The organism is Candidatus Enterococcus moelleringii, from assembly GCF_017377575.1.
In the GTDB taxonomy this organism is placed as follows: Bacteria; Bacillota; Bacilli; order Lactobacillales; family Enterococcaceae; genus Enterococcus_A; species Enterococcus_A moelleringii.
In genome coordinates, this window is record NZ_JAFREM010000039.1 from 1 (window position 1) to 16,930 (window position 16,930).

A 16,930-nucleotide genomic window follows, 5' to 3' on the forward strand; every position below is an offset into this window, starting at 1 on the left:
TCTGAGTCACTGTCTGAATCTGAATCGCTGTCTGAATCTGAATCACTGTCTGAATCTGAATCGCTGTCCGAATCTGAGTCACTGTCTGAATCTGAATCGCTGTCCGAATCTGAGTCACTGTCTGAATCTGAGTCACTGTCCGAATCGCTCTCTGGATCATTTTGTGTAAATTTAACTTCAGTATCTCCGTCTAAAGAAGCTACTTCTGGTGCTTTATATCCTTCTGTTTCATCTTCAGGATTGACCCAGTCTAAAGGAGTTCCGCTGCTATCAACTGGTGTGTATCCATCAACATATGGTATTACTTGATCCGGATTTCTCAGTGTTGGATCAGTTTCGTGATTTTCATATTTAATGGGCTCGCGTAGTTCTACTCCGTTCTCATCAACGATTGTATAGCTACCCATTTCTTTATAGACGTATACAACTTCAACTGTACCTGCTGCTCCTACTTTTCCTAAATCACTTGTGCTGCTGGTATCTTGTCCAGTAACCTTAGTCTCTGCTAAATAATAGCCTTCAACTACTTGAGCCTTATCTTCAATATCATTTCCTACGAGGCTTGTCTCTTCAATAGGGTTAACACCCTCTATAGCTACTCCCTGATCGTCAACAAATGAATAGTCAACAGTTGCTTCGTTCTGCACGAGTGTTAGCACAGTATCCACTAAAGGATCAGTTGGTGTTATTGTGGCACCGTTTTGATAAACAGTTCCATTTGCATCTTCTAAATGATAGCCTGCTGGTACACCACTTACTGTAAGATCTGCAACTGAAGTTAAATTTGTATTTACTGTATACCGTCTATCTGCAAGTGCTGTTAGATCATCTGAACCTTTATACGCTGAAATATCATAATCCCAGTTTCCAACTACTTTATAGTGATATTCAACGGTTTGTTCTTCATCACCAGTTATAGTATAGGTATTCATCAAACTCTGATTAGTAAGAATGTAACCATCGTTTCTATAGTTATTAGCAAAAATAGGCAAAGTGCTGCCCGTAGTCCCTTTCAATTCTCTATCTTTTAACAGAGTTTTTTCACCATTTACACCTATTAAGTAATCTTCTACTTTTATAGTTCGTTCTAAGGCTTCGTAAACAAAAGTTACTTGTTCGTTAGTGTCTTTAACAAATGTGTAGTTATAGGTACCATCTCCATTATCAACAAAACCTGTTGGTACATTTTGTACTTCTACAAAATCGTAACCAGCAATTTCTTTTGGTGTAATTATTCCTACAGCGTCAGGAAGACCTTGAGCAATCACCTCGTTTAATTCTATTAAATCACCATCAACAGTTTCATAATTTGCAGTTAAATTGCTAGATCTTTGGACTCCTACTTTTACGGGTGAAGTTTTATATTTTCTTGGAGTAGTAGGTTGTCTTCCCCACGAATCCGAGTAGGTGACTGTCATTTCATGAGGGAAACTATTATCAGAAAAATAGAATCTAGTTCTGTCATTACTAGAAATAGGGTGATTCCTATAAACATAATTTATCGTATCTATTAAATGTTGATCGTCATACTCGATTCCAAATGTCATTTCAAAATACTCAACTGGTGAATTAGCTCCAGAAGAAATATACTCTTGAGAATCTGTTAACTTAAATCCACTTGGTCCGGTTCCGATTTTCCGAGCAGTTGTGTAACTGCCATCGGAATTTTTAACAGTACTATAAGTCTCTCCACTTGACTGTTCCATAATTTCTATAATCTTTTCGTCACTTGCATCTGGTGGTAAATCCACATATTCAGTAGTTACTCCAGCTCTATACATTACCTCAGCTGAGAAAACTGTTCCGTCGCCGCTAGGACTCGGCAAACAAGCTTGAGCGTAAAAATTTCCACTAGCCGTTTCTTCATTCATACCGGTATAATCATATATATCAGCAGCTGAAGCTTCATCGAAAGTAATTCGTTGAATTTGGACTAAGTCTTTATCCTCTGCAGTAATTCTTGTTCCGTCTAAATAGTCTCTCAACAATGAATAGTCACTATAAAGGAATAATGCTCCCAACTGATTTGCTGCTGTTGTGGCGCTACTATCGCGATAAAGAGGACTAGGAGAACCTGGACCCTTAGAATAAGTAGAACTGTACGTCTTGATAGTCTCCCCATTCACAATTAGATTCATTGGCTGAGTTATAAACCTATTACTGCCTTTGTCATACAAGAAAGGAAGACCTATTTTTGAGGTAGATCTGCCTGGAAGAGTTATTTCGAAATTCGTTAAAGAATCAAGTTCCTCAGTAACCGTTATTTCAGCTCCGCCTTCACTCTTTCCATTCAATATTCCTAAACCAGTTATCGTAGTATTCTCAAAGATGTCAAACAATGTTACCAGTCCATCGACCACGATTGGTATTATAATTTTGTCCCCGACTTTTATTTTTTTTGAATTATTATCAATATTTATTTTAAAATATATTCCTGAGTTGAAAACACTACTATTAGAGGTAAGCGGTTGTGGATTGCCGTTTTCATCAATAATATTAATATCATTGACTCCGGTAGGAATTACTATCCCTTCGTCCTGATTAGCCACCCAAGTAGTCGACCCATCCGGATTCTCCGTAGCTCTCGTCTCCGGTCGCTGCACATTATCAACTGAAGCTGGCTGCATATCCGGAGTCATTAGCGCATTATTCACAGCTTCCTCCACCGGATCACTAGCAACAGTAGGTACCTCTCCTTCAGTGGCCCCATCCACAATCTCTGTCTCAGCTGCATTCGCAACCATCCCACTTGCGGGCACAGCAACAGTGCTGACTAGCATGGCTCCTGCTACCCCGCTTTTGACTACCCAATTCTTTTTCACCTTATGCATCCGGTATTTCTTGATTGGCTCATGCCGATACATTAACTTCCTTTTTTTACTCATACGTTTGCTGCTCCCCTTTTTTACTACATTCTTCCCCAATGGAGTGATTTGTTATTCACTATAAAAATACGTATAAAAATTAATCAACCCGCTTAAGAAATGCTCCTGATCATCGATCCGCATCCGGAACTTATCGTGACGGGTGTAAAAACCGTGGACAATTTTGTCTGGTCGTTTCATGAACATCGCCATCTCTGGATGCATGACGCCTTTTTCAATCTCAATGGCGGCTCGCTTGATGGCTACTTGGTGCAGCCGCCAAAAATCAGTTTTTGAGACAAAATTTTTTATCTGACCTGTTTTATAAAAGTCAGATTCTTTCAGCTGATCTGTCATCTTGATGGCTGCCATTAATAATTCCATCAGAGTTGGATAGGCGGTATCTCGATGTTCGATAAAATCCATATTTTCAAAGGCATTTTTTAAGCCGAATTCGTAGTATTTTTGCTCTTTTAGGTATAACAAAATTTCATTGGTAGCGTAGCTCAACCAATGATCGTGGTAACGTTCATAATTTTTAGCCACAAAGCGGTCGAATAATTTCTTCGCCAGTGCCAAGTGCTGTTCATTTTTGGTGATGGCATAGCCTCGCAGAATACTGAAGACTGCTTCACCATCGTAGTAGATGATGTTGAACTTCTTTTTGATTTCTAAATCTTTATCTAGAATATGAGTCGTCTCACCCTTTTCATCCACAAAGTGGCGTTCCATACCTAAGATCAATTGATTAATCGCCGCTTCATATTTGTCATTACCGGTAATCGTCTGGAATTTTGCTAAGGCTAGAACCGCCAAAGCCTGTGCCCCTAATTTCAAGGAAGTACCTGAAGGTGCTTCTTCTTTAATATAGAGAGCCTCCTCGACTTGAAGCGTCAGATTTTCTAATCCCCAGTCCAAGCCTTTTTCCGATTCCTCCAGCTCTTTTTCCTGCTTCAGATATTCCTGCGCTTCCAACAAAGCATACAAGCTGGAAAAGTGTCGGACCGAATTATAGCCCGTCAGCTGATAATCATAGGTAGGATAGTAACCGTAAATAAATTGGCCGGAATCCTGAATCTGTCGTTGCAGAAAATCTGCACCTTGAGTAATTGCGACATCGATATACGGAGGCAAAACCTTGTAATCGACTCCTCGCATTCCCTCCTGATCCTTCTGAACCGATAAGGTTAGCCAGCTGCCTTCTTCCAAATAAAACCCTTGCGTATCAAACACATAAAATTTCCGCTGGGCTATCTTGTTTTTCAATGACTGCTTGTACTTCCGAGTCATGTAGCCATCGATATTCTTTTGATCGAAGGACAGCTCCGGTGAGTTAAAGCCGACTTTGTGATTGACGGAAGGCTTGATCAAGGCATTCCCCATAATTTCCTCTGGCAAAAAGGCAATATTGAACTTCTTATCAAAAGCAATTCCTCGTCGGAAAAAGTTATTTCGTGCTACCACCGACAATTTACGCATGACTTCCAGATAAGTACATTCTTCGATGGATTTCACTATGTCAACTCGAATGTATTTGTTCTTATCATGAGCTGTAGTTAATTCTGACTTCAACCAGTCAATGCAGCCATTGAGATTGGCGGCTCGGATATTCTTGACCATGGCTCGTTCACTGCCGTTTGAAACAGATAAGAATAGATGTCGTTCGGCCGTATCAATCGGCACTTGTTTTAGTAATCTTTCTAACTTGGTTACTAATTGCTCCACTAAAATACTTCTCCTTCTCCAACAAAATAGTACCGATGCTTATCGCCATCGGCCGCGTTTAGGGCACCAGAAATTCTCTTCTAGTGCTAAAAATTAGGAAAGACAACCATTTGGAGCTGTGAAGTGATTACTCCATCAACTCCTTTACCTTTTCCGCTAAAAGCAGGATCTCCTTGAGGGTCTTGTATTCTTTAAAGTCGTACAGAAAGATCACCTTGCGATTGATCTTCTTTTGTAGCGTCAAGTAACGCAGCACGAAAGGATCATAGATTGAAGCAGTCCGTGGCTGTTCTTTCACTTACATAACCTCTTTTTCCGGTTCCAGCACATGCATGGTCGTTAGAACTTCTGGGCGTGCTGATTTCCGCAAGTATTCGTTCTTCTTCGTTAAAGCTTCGATACTATTGGTGTATTCCTGACTAATATCTTGTCTGGTAGCTGTCATCATCCCGGCGAAGGTCTGAACTTCATCGTGAATGTCGGCTTTCAACTGCAATAGTTCCTGATACTTTTGTTCTAACAATGCTTGTCTAGCATCCATGGCAATCCCTCGATCATCCTGCTCTTTTTCCAAAGTGCTGATTTCCAGCTTGGCTTCGAACAATTGCTGCAATCGTTCTTCTTCGGCTTGCTCCAACAAGGTCTTGCTTTTCTGTTGGGCATCCGCCACTAAGGCTTCACTTTTTTGTTGAGCTTCTGCTAGCAAGCTACTTTTTTGCCGTTCGGCAGCAGCCAGAATCTCAGCTTGCTTTCGTTCGGCCTCTTCCATCAAGCGATTGGCCGCTTTTTCGGAAGCTTCCAGAGTCTGCTGGGCGATCCGTTTCATCTTGGGAATGTCCTGGTATTCGATCTCCAGCTTTTGGAATTCATCCCAATGGGCTTTTTGTGCTTTTAGCTGTTGCAGTTCTGCATCAAGCTTTTGGACTTTCTGTTGCAGCTCTTTTTTCTCATTTTCCAGCTGGACACTTGCTAAGTTTTGCCCGGTTCTTTTAGTGCTTAGTTCCTTTTCGAACTTGTCTTTGTCTTCGATTAAGCGGCGAATCCGTTCATCATAGGTTTCGTAATCATCTGCCACATTGCGGAGGAAATCATTGACATCAGCCTGACGGAAGCCGCCTAAAGGATTCTTCTTAAAGGTTAATTGCCGGAGCTCTACTGCTTCAAAATTCATTCATTTGGTTCCTTTCTACGCTTGGATTTGGTGCAGCTTATCAGTAAACGCGGCTTCCCACTCCTGCCACTTCACGTCATTCAGCTTCGCCAGAGCTGCTTTGTAGTCATAGATCAAGGTGTCGCGGAAGTTAACCTCTTCCCGTTTGGCCAGCTCGATTTCCTGTTTGGTTTGCGCCATTTGTTCCGTAAGCAAACGCAATTCGTGCTTGGCTTCCTCCAGCATTGCGGCTTTTTCCTGTTCCAGCTTCATCAATTCCTGTTGGCAGTGCTCCTGAATTTCTTTTTGCTTCTGCTCTGTTTCGGCTAACATCCGACTAACTTCCTGTTGGGCAGCTTGACGATTGGCTTCGGCTTCATGCAGGATTCCTGACTGAACTTCCTTGGCTTCTTTAATGATACGGCCCCTTTCCACGTGGGCTTCTTCGATAATTTTGGCGCCTTCTTTTTCAGCGCTGCGTTCAATTTCTAAGGCCGTTTCCTGAGAAATCAGGATGGCTTCTTGGAAGGTACTGCTACTGGTGGTGGTCACTTTTTCCTGTTCCTTTTCCAGCGAGACCTTCTTCAAGCGCTCTTCCAATTCTTCCATTCGCTTCTTCTGTTCGTGCAGCTCAATAACGTAACGGGATCGCTCCTTGCTCATTTCCTCTTGTTGCTTCGTCTGCTTTTCTGTTAGCCTGTCGATGTCTTCCTGCAAGTCTTCTTTGTCCTGTTCAAAACGACGATAATCCTTGGCTACATAGTGCAGGAAATCATCTACATCGTACTTCCGGTAGCCGGAAAACGACGCCACAGGGAAGGTGGTCTTTTTAATCTGTTCTGAGTCAAATTTCATCCTGTTCCTCCTAGCTCGTTGGTAATGTAATCATTTTTCTAAGGAAAAATGAGTTTGATTCTCGCCACGAGTACCATTCTACTAAGTTCACGTGACAAGATTCTGATCCTAGTTCGCTGACTTCTTTCGCACATTGAAGGACTGCGAAAAGTAGAACTGGCACCTATCTCGTAAATAAGGTAATCATTTAAAACAGCACAGTTCCTGGATCAACTAATCGTTCCACTGCTAACGATGAATCCAGACACAGTTCAAAATGCAAATGGCTGCCGGTACTATTGCCGGTTGAACCAACAAACCCAATTGCTTCACCCTGTTCTACTCTTTGCCCTGGACTTACGGCGTAATTCCGTTGGTGAGCGTATAAAGTAACCTCGCCATTGTCATGCTGGATCGCTACATAATTCCCCCAAGAATAATGTGCTTCGGCGATTAATACCGTTCCAGCTTTACTAGCAAAGATCGGTGTCCCTTCACCTGCAGCTAAGTCAATTCCACGATGGAATTCGCTGCCTCGCATGCCGAATGGACTAGAAACGACAAAATCATTTAATGGTAATAAGTAACCAGATGACGCTACTTGATTGGTCGCTTGCCCTTGAATGACTACTTGCCCTTCTTCCAATGGCTGATCGTATTGAGTAAGATTGTACGTCTCGATCAAACCGTTCAGCTTCTTATTATAAGAAGTGTCTGTCGCATACTTTCCGGTTAGAAAAGCTGTTGCTTCTTCATAATTCTCAGTATTCGATTTCCAGGTTCCCTGATAAAACTCAGGGTTACCGGTGATACCTTCCTTCATCAACTTCGCATAATCGGCAAAGCTGGCTTCGTAATCGTCGTAAGCTCTGAAGCTGGCTTGAATGGTAGTCATGTTTCCACCACCCGTGTCCTCTTGCGTCGCAAAGCTGACGCTCTTGCCTTCGTGTGAACCCTTGATTCCAAACAAGTTATAATGCGGTGCTTGAGCTAACTGACTGCCACCGGAGCCTGATTCCAAGATGGCTTGAGCGATCATGACTGACGCATATAAGTCTTCTTCCTGTCCAATCTTACGAGCTGCTTCACCAATTTCTTCAATGAATTCCGTTGTGGTTAGGTTACGGTCAAAACGGATAGAGCCTCCGCTAACAGTAGTTTGCTGCGGGCCTGTTACTACGACGTTTTCTGGTGAATGAATCACTACTGGTTCTGGTGCTTCTTCTTTCTGATAAATCACCTCATAGGTTGATTCAGAAGCAGGTGCTTCAACTACTGGTTCGGCAGGTTTGATTTCCTCTGCTTTTATTGCTTCTTTTACCGGATCAGGTGTAGGTGTTTCTTCCTCTACTGGATCTGGTGTTGGAGCTGGTTGTTCTTCCTCGCTTGGGTCAGGAGCTGGCGCTGGCTTTTCTTCTTCCTCACTAGGATCTGGTGTTGGTACTGGTACTTCTTCACTTGGATCAGGGGTCGGAGTTTCCTCTTCTACTGGATCAAGTACTGGTTGCTCTTCTGTTTCTTCTACTATAGGGACAGAGGATTCGGTCTTCTCACTGGTTGTTTCCTCTGGTTGTGTGGAATTTATTGTTCCTTCCTTTGTTTGCGGCTCTTCCTTTGCCTCAACTGGTTTAGCAGCCGTCTTAGATTCAAAGGTCAGCGAGCCACTAGTTGGTGCAGTCTCATCGGCAGCCGCCTTGTTTTCAGTTGAAACTGTGCTTTCTGCTGCATGCACCAATACGGAAGTACTGTTTAAAGCGATAGACGCTGAACCTAATAAAGTAGTGGTTCCAATAATTCCTTTCTTTATTTTTGGATGCCTGTTGCGATTTCCTGAACGAAAAATCTCTTGTTCAATTAACCGCTGGTACTTTTGCCTTTTTTTCAATTGATAGTCTCCTCTACCCATTTTTTTTAACGTATATCATTTTTTCTGATCAGGTTATTGCTTGTATATATTTAATATCTTCTATATAGTTTTAATTTAAGGTATTAAAATACCTGATCAAATGATAAGGAGGTGCCAGGTTCATTTAATACGATTTCGCTTATATCAAACGTTAGGCGTTGAACAAGTTCTAATAAAGGTGCTGCTAATTCTGTTAACTCACCCTCAGTTAGATCCTCTTGCTCTTCAACGACTTTGTCTTTGATGTGGTTAATTTGGCTTATCGTACCGGAAACTTGGAATTTCTTTACTGCTAATGAGAAATCCAAGCGAAGCCCAATGGTACTGGTTTGACGTTCTAGTGCTTCTGGCTGCTCTGTCTCCAGGGGAAGAATACTCAGGTTCAATACTTGTTCCGCTGGTTCTTCTTTTAGTCGATCGTAATGAAAGGACTCGACCAGAGGATTGCGTCGAAATATATCCAATGTGTCACCTCCTTAAACAGTTTGTTTAAACTTATTTACTTTTGTTAGGATTTCCTAACTATTAAATGATTCATTTGTCCAGAATTAATTAGATTCTCGGTGTTAGTTTATCTTGATCTAGATTAGACTAGGACAGCACTCAATCCGGCCTATGATATCAAGGTTTCTGAGGTCTTATGACCATTTTTGACGGCTAATAGATAACAGATTCTTTACAATTGTTACAAATATTAAATAACCTCCTGGCATATTTGCTCTTGATTGATGAGAGTTTTGAGTTATATTGGTAAAATTATCTTCGGGAAATAAAAATCACGTGTGGCATCGTTACCACACGCGAGACAAAAAGAACTCTTTCCCGTAAAAAGACCTGCTTACTTTTTGTAAGTTTTATCCAATTGATTGTTCCATCTGTTTTACGACTTCGATTCGCTGTTCTTTCATCGAACCGGTGTACGTATCCAGCGTAATTAAAGCTGAGCTGTGCCCCATTAAGTAGCTGACGTTTTTGACATCTGCTCTACTTTCTACACAACGTGTCGCGAAAGTATGACGCAGTTGATGGAAATGCACATGATCCAAGCCCGCTTTTTCACGAATCTTATGGAAGTGATAAGTCAACAGTCTTGGCTCTAAAGGATTGTCCTTTGTTGAGAAGACAAACTCCCCTACAGATTGCTCTTTATGCTCCAACAAAGCCTCTCTTAAAGCATTACTCATAGGAATTGAGCGGATGGAAGAGGCTGTCTTCGCACTAGTATAAATCAACTCTGTCTTTTGTTCACCGAACACGGAAAAGATCCGTTGGTAGGTGGATTTGACATTGATCTGCCCGTTTTCAAAATCAACATCTGACCAGGCTAGAGCAGCCACTTCGCCAATCCGTAGACCAGCATGCAACGCTAAAAGCGTAGGTAATCCGCGTCCGTTTTTTTCTGCCATAGCCGTTTCTTCTAATTTTTTTTGCTCCTGTTTTGTCAAAGCTTGATTCACTACCTTAATCGCCTTCGGCAGCCTAATTGATGAGAATGGATTGCTATTGATTAACTTCTTTTCAATTGCAGCATTGGCGCATTGCTTAGCAATACGAAAAATAACGTGCATAGTGGAAGGTTTTAAGCCTCTTTGGATCAAATCATCCAACAACTGTTGAGAAGTGGCTTCATTTAGCTCATTCAATGCATAATGACCAAGTACAGCAATAACATAATGACACAGCTTGTGATTGTAATTTGCAAAAGTAGAGTCTTTCACATCAGGTTTAACCGCGTGTAACCAATGAAAACCCCATTCTTCCAAGGAAATACGGGAAGAACCTTGTTCATCCATGATTTTCTGGTACTTCGCCTTAAGTGGATAAAGCTTCCGTTGTACATCCTTCACCGTACGTCCATAAACTGAACGATATATTAATTTTCCATTCGATTTTCTACCTACAGCATACCGTCCTTCCCATCTCTTATCCTTTCGCTTGTAAATATTTTCCCCTCTTCGCATACAACTACATCCCTTCAGATTCAAATATTTTTTGACGGTATTTTTGACGGCTAATAGAATAAACCGCATGATACCGCCGTTTCTAACAATTTTCAAAAATCAGTGATTTTTTCTTTTTATTCATATTGATTATTTTTTTAAAAGATATTGCGTATTTTAATCACCTAATCTATAATTAAAACAGTTAAGAATAATAAAAACGAAAAAAATAGATCAGCTAATCAATAGTCTCGTAGTCTAATCTAGATCAAGATAAATTCCTCTGTAAATTTCTTCAAAATCACTTAACAAATCTTATAAAGAAAAAATCATTCTAGGTCCACGATTGTCTTTCGTGGGCTTTTTTGATTACTTCTTTCCAATTATTTTATTACACTTTATTAAGTTTTCCTAGACATTTTATCATTGAAAACTCTTTTTAATAATCTGGTGTTGTAATACTTGTTTTTAGGTTGTTGTTTTTTATCAAAATCATCAACAATTGTAGTAATCGCTGTGGTATCATTTCTACGTAAACCCAATGCAGAAGAAAAGCTTGTGGGTTGGGGGAAATTTTATAAAAAAGGAGCATTAAAAGATGAAAAACATGACAATCGATGTACCAGAAAAAATGGAGAGAAACACCTTCTTGAATACCAGGGATTGGGACCCCGATTGGTTGGAATATCTGTGTGAAGCTTCACCATTCCTTTCAAGAAGTGGTATCTACCCGATCCACGCGATCTTACCAATTCCAGGCAAAAAGGAGTCCCTTGTTGTTTACGGAGAGGAATCATACTGCCATTCTAACTATAGAACCCTTGCGACCTTGCTGCGGAGTGATTTCGGGTTGTCAGCGGAGCGCTTAGTGCTTAGACTGACCATGGACGAGCTTGGCTGCTTCCAAGAACGCCTTCATCCAATGATTCTTGACTGGGGTGCCCTATTTCCAGTAAAAACACCAAAACATGCAACCTGGTTAAACCCTTTATCCATTTACGAAATTCGCGAAGATGGCCCTGAACGAACCTTCATCAGCATGGCCAGTGGCCCCGGGGTCTGTGTCAAACCCCATAAAGAAACCATCGAAAAATTCGCCGCCAATGCTTTACTGGCCTTGGCCTGCTTAAGACGTGATTTGCATCAACAGACTGACCACGGATCTGTCTATCCTTTAGACTTTATCGAATTACCCAATACCCCTTTTGTGCATACTCTTTGCGAGCACGAAATTCTGCAAACGTTTCCCATTGTGCGCGGAGAGTTTCGTGATCACTACATCAAGAAAGGCTTTATCTTTGACGTACTGGACACCACGAGAGCCAGCGGCCTGGAGCTGTTCGATTATAGGACCCTCCATGACCTATTACTAGAATACAAATAACACTCATACGAAAGCGTTGCGAGACCTGATCCAGGGTCTCGCAACGCTTTTTTTGTCTTCAGAATTCTCCTGTCTACCCCCTACTTCAAAAAAATTCAATGAAATTTTAATTCTTTTTGAAAACAGAATTTAGCCAATTAGAGTTGATTTAACAAGGTTTTCATAGCGTTTTTCACGCTGTTTTCATCAAAACGTGAGTTATAATTTTTTCGAGAGTTATACCTGAAAGCATTTTCTGAAAAGTGTTGATTTGATGGGGTTTTTCATTTTGATCTATGAAAAAAACCGGATATAACTCACTTTTTTAGGATATAACTGCCGTAGCCTTTTTTTGCGGGATTGTTTATATTTTAGTCACCGGCCGGGGCAACACCCACTTAGCAGCAAACAAATAAAACAACAACAGAAAATGGAGGAACCAAACATGAAACAAAATCTAGGAACTAAATTACAAGTATTGATCGAACAAGAAGGCGAAGACAAACAGAAGAAAGTCAATTTCCAAAATGTGATTGATAACCCACCAGAAGCAGATGTCGTTCGATTAGGTGAAATTATGGCGGAGCTGTCTAAATCAGGAAGCAGCTTTGACAGTGTGATCATGACCGTCCAATCACGCATCACTAAAGATCTTACTGAGGGGGCTGAATAATCATGATGACCAATATGAAGAAATTAGTCGTAACCTTTAGAAATGCCATGGGCAAGAGTCAGACCTTAAGCTTTAAAGATCCAGATATGATGAAAACACCGTCACAACTTAAAACCTTGTTAACTGAATTTACCGGTTTGAACCTATTCCGTAAGGACGGCGTCCGTTCCTATGAGACCGTCGTGAGTGCCAAATTTGTCGAAACGATTGAAACACCAGTCTTTGATATGGAAGAAGAAGCGGCAGTGAGAGCGAGAGCTTAAAACCTGCAATACTGAGTCACTGTCTGTAAGAATATCTACCCCGCTCTCATTAGTTACTAGTAAGTGCGCACAGCTATGAGAGCTAGCGGGTGTTCTTTTGCGGCAAGAACACTATTCGTTTATTGCCTTTCTATGTAAATGAAGCCGTTCAGTCGAATGATGCCAGGCTTGAGAACCAGATTATTTTTTGGAAAATTCATTATTCTAACTACGAGGAGAGATCATTATGTCAGAGCAACCCTTCACACCCTATCAGATTTTCAACTTGAAACTTGAGACCATCGAGCAGCGCGTTATGGACTTTTATGAGGAGTCCCGTGACGGCACCACTACCATCAAATTGTTGATTGCGTTACGCGTACGTTATCAACTGGGTGCTGAAGAGTTTGCTCTGGTATTAAAGGATCTAGTCAAATACTTATTTACGCGAACCAAAGCAACCCGTACCATGAAGCATTTCTTTTTTTACTTCCGTGATTACTTCGAGACGTCGGAGTGGAAGCAATTGAATTTACGCCTGTTCCCTGTCCGGAATTTTATTGAGAAGGCCAAGTCAATCGTCCTGTCACCTTTTGCCAAATTCTTTCCGCTTGAAGTATCGACAACCTGACCCGTTACCGCTTTACTGTCCTGTCTCTTACGCAAAAACTAATCGAAAGGAGTAATTTACGTGATTAAACTCGTTAGCCAGTTCCTAAATAGTGTCGGCAAAAGACATACCTTCAGCGTCAAAGATCCTAATACGGACCTGAGCCCGGCGGAAGTCAGAGAATCACTAGATCTGTTAGCCAGCTTAGACATTTTCGAAAAAGACGGCGTGAAGCTGTTCCAAAAACCGATCAACGCGAAATATGTGGAAACCATCGAGACACCAGTCTTTAACGGTGATGAGTATTTCAGCGACGCTAATCAGCCGGTTCGTTTGAATCAAGAGGTCTTGCATGGGGCCGCAGTTAAGCCAGAAGTGGATGAACCGATAGAAGAACAGCCCGCTGAAGAAGTGGATGAAAGCCTGAAGCTAGCAGAATTACAAGCACAAAGCAGCTACCGAGCACTACCAGCAGCACCCCAAGTCTCTCTTAATCAGCCAGAAGAAAGCATAAAAGCAACACCGGAAACACCTAAAGCATTGGAGGAAAAACCTAGAACACCTGGAACCCAGCCTGAAACCGACTCGCATTCTTATAACTTGATTATGGATATGCTGCGGCGCAGGACGCAACGGAAAGCCGAGGAACGACAGAAGAAAAACCTGAATTAATCTGCCCACAAGATTCGCTAGTTTGATCAAAGATTAGCGTAAGTAATCAATCATTTGTCAGGATCATGATCCGTCCGATTGAAGGGGGGTGATGATGTGCATCCCATTATGCAGTATATCGTAGCACCAATCATTGTTGGACTTGTTACCGCGTGGTTCAAGCATTGGTTAGACGATCATGATCCTTGACCTTCGCTGCCTGTGAAGGTGGGCACTTGGCAGGCGGCACTTCGTTCATTGAAAACTGAATAATTAATTGCGGAAATACTAGACTAAAGTTGGGAGCTGGATGATGTCAGTCGTTTAGTAGTTATACGTGGAGATTGAGGATATTGAAAACACCTGCGAAGATGGCGCCCTTCGCAGGTGTGGTTGAATGTTATCATTGCCGAATAGTACATCAACAAGGTTTCACTCGAATGATATATTTATGACTTGCTAGAAATGTATCACTCGGAAAAATGTCTAAGCATGCGGAAAGAACCGAGCTTAACAGATAAGATATTCGTGCTTGAATACCTTAGCGAAGCCATTTTTACGGGTGGGATATGGTGTGTTTAATAGAGTTAAAAATCTCACCTGATCTCCCCAAAGGAATTTCAAGTGAGATTTTAAGTCAATGATGACACTAAAATTTACTACAGCTAACTATTGACCTTTGACTACTTAGGAAATCGTTCTGACGATTTAGGCTTCTTATTTTTCACTTTATTGAAATAAGCCTGATTGCAATGCAATTGCTGCTTCAATATTGTTTTAAACTGATTTTTCCCAATTTCTCCAGAGCTTTTACTGACTCTTGACTGCCACAGTTCCCCATTATCTAATCTTTTTTCGTACCAATTATCCATACCACTTTTACTACTAAGATATTTCCAACCATCATTCTTTAGAAACCGTTCAAGATCTTTCCAACTTGGCATTGATTTTCTCCTTGAACTTTTCTAAATCCATGTCAGCAAACAGTACTACATAAAGAAGATGTGGTTTGGTGTTGGGAGCTTGGTAGTATTTATCTAAATCTGAAAGGTAAATGCTTGAGTAGTCGGATAATGCCTGGCTTAAATCTTCTAGAGTGTCATCGATTGTCATTCCAAATCCGACAATTTGAGGGATTTCTTTGATGTATAACGAATAGTCTTCAGGCTCGCCATCTAATTCTGGAGTAATAGGCAATAATTCAGATAGTTGATTTGTCGAAAAAGTCATATAATCGTTTTTTCTACGATTGATGAAAACTGGCTTTATGATTGCTTCATCGAGAATTTCGGCAAAATTTTTTCTCGCTTCTGTTGCCGGAATCGTTTGTTCCATTTTTCAAAACCTCCCTTGTTAGCATACTAAGTTATAATTTCATATTATTACAAAATGTACGTTTTGTCAATTTGTTGCATTCTATCAAAAAGTGAAAGATACAAACTCGCTATCTACACTTTATATTGGATTGGTTATCAGAGACTTAAGTTATAGTGTCGGTGATTCGTTAAGATAAAATCGTAGATGCATATTCACAATCGCTGTTGGCAAACTTTCCCTTTATCAGGATTATTCTTGAAGCTAGTTTTCTTCTATCAGTTAGTTCACAAATCTCCTTCAGTTTTATAGAGGAAAGCTGTCCCCTTTTCCAAGTAGACAACTAATTTTTTAGCTAATCAGAAATTATTTTTACTTTTTTGGAAATATTTTCCTTCTTTTGCCTATCTTATAGTTGTAAGCAAATTTATTAGCAATTTTTGATAGAGAAGATGGTGCCGTGGTATACTATTGGTGAAATCTTCTCTATCAATGAGAGGATGAAAAAGACAATGGAAAATAAACTGAAAATTCTACCAACATCAGATATGTTATTTAAGAAGTTTATTCCGATATCGGAATAAATTTTTTTATGCCGAGGATTTAGTTATTCCGATATTTGAAAATTATTGTGATTTGTAGACTTTTGTGAAAGTAAACATCGGAATAACCAAACTAGAATAAATTCAACATAACACTGCAATTCTGTCCACTATTCCATTGTCATCAGATAAAAACGATTCCGATACTAACTTTACATCTAGATCATCTTTTAATCTCTGGATCATCATATTCCTTATTTTAACAGGATGTTCTGCGTATTAACTTGATATAGTATCGAAAATGAGGAACTTTTCTTTGAGTGAGGGAGTGCGTTTAAGACCAACGTTCATATTGGTTTAGCTATTTAATTTAGAGCGAGACTTGGAAAAACAGGCAAGTATTATTCCGAGGAATTAGCATTCATTCCTTGTTCTAATGCGCTTTTTTTGTAAACCTCGGAATAACTGATTCCTCGGCATAAAAAAAATCATGTGCTCTAAGGATTCTACCCACATTTTGAAGGCTTTTGTCCGAGACATTTTAGGCAAAGAGTTTAAGATCCTGACGCCAAGAGAGACCTACCACATTGACAGTTACAAGAAGGCATTCGAAGAAGATCCCGAACTGATGCGCACGGAAGTCGATATTTTAGCAGAAACGGAAGACGGTTGTCATGTAACCATTGAGATGCAAGTCCAGCCTCACGATTATTTTATTGAGCGGGCCCTCTTCTATTTAGGAGAAGCCTACCGGAGTTCGCTAGGTAATCAGGAGATCGAGGATTTCATCAAGAGCAATAATTATTCTGCTGTGCGCCCTACTTATGGCATTAATATCGTTGATTTTCATTTGTTTGATAAATATGGACCTGCGACTAGAAGGTTTGGCATTCTGGATTTGGACTCACACGAACTATTGCGCTCGACTCAAGGAGACGACCTGATTATTTTATGCTTTTTTAGTTTGAAAAATAAAAACATCGATCGAAGCAGTGCCGCCTATCATTGGCAACATTTTTTTAGAACCGGTGAAGTAGTTGATGACGCCCCTGATTATTTGAAGGAAGCTCAGAAAAAATCGGATTATTACTCGCTTAATGAGGATGCCAGTTCTAC

The 16,930-nt window shown here is 40.6% G+C and carries 16 protein-coding genes and 1 pseudogene; 7 read left to right on the forward strand and 10 right to left on the reverse strand.

Features of this window, described 5'->3' with window-relative positions; all coding sequences use genetic code 11:
• From JZO70_RS20850 to JZO70_RS20885, 8 genes and pseudogenes are all read right to left on the reverse strand, one after another.
• Positions 1 to 2,885, reverse strand: a pseudogene (locus JZO70_RS20850) (clumping factor A); the annotation flags it as partial.
• 51 nt (positions 2,886 to 2,936) lie between these two features.
• Positions 2,937 to 4,589, reverse strand: coding sequence for a hypothetical protein (locus tag JZO70_RS20855; protein ID WP_207675628.1), 1,653 nt, complete (start codon positions 4,587 to 4,589; stop codon positions 2,937 to 2,939).
• Between the two features lie 127 nt (positions 4,590 to 4,716).
• Positions 4,717 to 4,887 (reverse strand): hypothetical protein, encoded by a 171-nt coding sequence (locus tag JZO70_RS20860; RefSeq protein WP_207675629.1) that lies wholly within the window; start codon positions 4,885 to 4,887, stop codon positions 4,717 to 4,719.
• Positions 4,888 to 5,760, reverse strand: coding sequence for a DivIVA domain-containing protein (locus JZO70_RS20865; protein WP_207675630.1), 873 nt, complete (start codon positions 5,758 to 5,760; stop codon positions 4,888 to 4,890).
• Positions 5,761 to 5,775: 15 nt separating this feature from the next.
• Positions 5,776 to 6,594 (reverse strand): DivIVA domain-containing protein, encoded by an 819-nt coding sequence (locus tag JZO70_RS20870; RefSeq protein ID WP_207675631.1) that lies wholly within the window; start codon positions 6,592 to 6,594, stop codon positions 5,776 to 5,778.
• Positions 6,595 to 6,781: 187 nt separating this feature from the next.
• Entirely contained in the window at positions 6,782 to 8,458 is a 1,677-nt protein-coding gene (locus JZO70_RS20875; RefSeq protein ID WP_242704060.1) for a glucosaminidase domain-containing protein, read from the reverse strand.
• 104 nt (positions 8,459 to 8,562) lie between these two features.
• Positions 8,563 to 8,943: a DUF1149 family protein gene (locus JZO70_RS20880; protein ID WP_207675633.1), complete on the reverse strand. Its 381-nt coding sequence runs from the start codon at positions 8,941 to 8,943 to the stop codon at positions 8,563 to 8,565.
• A gap of 390 nt (positions 8,944 to 9,333) precedes the next feature.
• Positions 9,334 to 10,440 (reverse strand): tyrosine-type recombinase/integrase, encoded by a 1,107-nt coding sequence (locus JZO70_RS20885; protein WP_207675634.1) that lies wholly within the window; start codon positions 10,438 to 10,440, stop codon positions 9,334 to 9,336.
• 577 nt (positions 10,441 to 11,017) lie between these two features.
• On the opposite strand from JZO70_RS20885, the gene JZO70_RS20890 reads away from it, so the two are divergent.
• The 6 genes from JZO70_RS20890 (at position 11,018) to JZO70_RS20915 (ending at position 14,168) form a co-directional block, all read left to right on the forward strand.
• Positions 11,018 to 11,803: a hypothetical protein gene (locus JZO70_RS20890; protein ID WP_207675635.1), complete on the forward strand. Its 786-nt coding sequence runs from the start codon at positions 11,018 to 11,020 to the stop codon at positions 11,801 to 11,803.
• Positions 11,804 to 12,227: 424 nt separating this feature from the next.
• Entirely contained in the window at positions 12,228 to 12,455 is a 228-nt protein-coding gene (locus tag JZO70_RS20895; protein ID WP_207675636.1) for a hypothetical protein, read from the forward strand.
• A 2-nt stretch (positions 12,456 to 12,457) separates the two neighbouring features.
• Complete coding sequence (locus JZO70_RS20900; protein WP_242704061.1) at positions 12,458 to 12,718, forward strand: DUF2922 domain-containing protein; 261 nt, start codon at positions 12,458 to 12,460, stop codon at positions 12,716 to 12,718.
• Between the two features lie 226 nt (positions 12,719 to 12,944).
• The gene (locus tag JZO70_RS20905) at positions 12,945 to 13,328 is read left to right on the forward strand and encodes a hypothetical protein (protein ID WP_207675637.1); all 384 of its coding nucleotides are present in this window, start codon (positions 12,945 to 12,947) and stop codon (positions 13,326 to 13,328) included.
• A gap of 60 nt (positions 13,329 to 13,388) precedes the next feature.
• On the forward strand, positions 13,389 to 13,979 hold the full coding sequence (locus tag JZO70_RS20910; protein WP_207675638.1) for a DUF2922 family protein: 591 nt from the start codon (positions 13,389 to 13,391) through the stop codon (positions 13,977 to 13,979).
• A 96-nt stretch (positions 13,980 to 14,075) separates the two neighbouring features.
• Complete coding sequence (locus tag JZO70_RS20915) at positions 14,076 to 14,168, forward strand: type I toxin-antitoxin system Fst family toxin (RefSeq protein ID WP_347565217.1); 93 nt, start codon at positions 14,076 to 14,078, stop codon at positions 14,166 to 14,168.
• A gap of 473 nt (positions 14,169 to 14,641) precedes the next feature.
• Here JZO70_RS20915 and JZO70_RS20920 read toward each other — a convergent pair whose 3' ends face one another.
• Together JZO70_RS20920 and JZO70_RS20925 are read right to left on the reverse strand one after the other, a co-directional pair.
• Positions 14,642 to 14,902, reverse strand: coding sequence for a hypothetical protein (locus JZO70_RS20920; RefSeq protein ID WP_207675639.1), 261 nt, complete (start codon positions 14,900 to 14,902; stop codon positions 14,642 to 14,644).
• On the reverse strand, positions 14,880 to 15,293 hold the full coding sequence (locus JZO70_RS20925) for a hypothetical protein (RefSeq protein ID WP_207675640.1): 414 nt from the start codon (positions 15,291 to 15,293) through the stop codon (positions 14,880 to 14,882). The genes JZO70_RS20920 and JZO70_RS20925 overlap by 23 nt, the downstream gene beginning before the upstream one ends.
• A 1,038-nt stretch (positions 15,294 to 16,331) precedes the next feature.
• Between JZO70_RS20925 and JZO70_RS20930 the strand changes: the two genes are divergently transcribed.
• The coding region (locus JZO70_RS20930; RefSeq protein WP_242704062.1) for an Rpn family recombination-promoting nuclease/putative transposase at positions 16,332 to 16,930 on the forward strand (599 nt) is incomplete at its 3' end.

Coding starts and splice junctions, on each gene's coding strand:
- JZO70_RS20865 (WP_207675630.1), bottom strand. CDS start 5,760: ATGAATTTTGAAGCAGTAGAGCTCCGGCAATTAACCTTTAAGAAGAAT.
- JZO70_RS20870 (WP_207675631.1), bottom strand. CDS start 6,594: ATGAAATTTGACTCAGAACAGATTAAAAAGACCACCTTCCCTGTGGCG.
- JZO70_RS20885 (WP_207675634.1), bottom strand. CDS start 10,440: ATGCGAAGAGGGGAAAATATTTACAAGCGAAAGGATAAGAGATGGGAA.
- JZO70_RS20890 (WP_207675635.1), top strand. CDS start 11,018: ATGAAAAACATGACAATCGATGTACCAGAAAAAATGGAGAGAAACACC.
- JZO70_RS20895 (WP_207675636.1), top strand. CDS start 12,228: ATGAAACAAAATCTAGGAACTAAATTACAAGTATTGATCGAACAAGAA.
- JZO70_RS20900 (WP_242704061.1), top strand. CDS start 12,458: ATGATGACCAATATGAAGAAATTAGTCGTAACCTTTAGAAATGCCATG.
- JZO70_RS20905 (WP_207675637.1), top strand. CDS start 12,945: ATGTCAGAGCAACCCTTCACACCCTATCAGATTTTCAACTTGAAACTT.
- JZO70_RS20920 (WP_207675639.1), bottom strand. CDS start 14,902: ATGCCAAGTTGGAAAGATCTTGAACGGTTTCTAAAGAATGATGGTTGG.
- JZO70_RS20925 (WP_207675640.1), bottom strand. CDS start 15,293: ATGGAACAAACGATTCCGGCAACAGAAGCGAGAAAAAATTTTGCCGAA.